The sequence below is a fragment of the Romboutsia sp. 13368 genome, assembly GCF_018336475.1.
GTDB lineage: Bacteria > Bacillota > Clostridia > Peptostreptococcales > Peptostreptococcaceae > Romboutsia.
On record NZ_CP048741.1, the window covers coordinates 1,172,795 to 1,173,069 of the forward strand.

A 275-nucleotide genomic window follows, 5' to 3' on the forward strand; every position below is an offset into this window, starting at 1 on the left:
AATCCAGCAGAAATAGTTGTTGAATCATCTGTTTATAGAAAAGAATTAGGTCTTTGGGACCATCAAAAATACTTTGTAAACTTGGCATTTAATGAAYATAAAAAGAGTTATGGAGCACGATATATACTTGCTGATATGGTTGGTCTAGGAAAAACGGTACAGTTAGCACTATCAGCACAATTAATGGCTTTATATGGAGATAAACCTATATTGGTTATAGCACCGAAAACTCTTATTTGGCAATGGCAAGAAGAAATCAATAATCTTTTAGATAT

The 275-nt window shown here is 32.1% G+C and carries 1 protein-coding gene; it reads left to right on the forward strand.

From position 1 onward, the window contains the following. A partial coding sequence (locus G3997_RS04775; protein ID WP_296648925.1) for an SNF2-related protein occupies positions 1–275 on the forward strand: 275 nt, incomplete at both ends.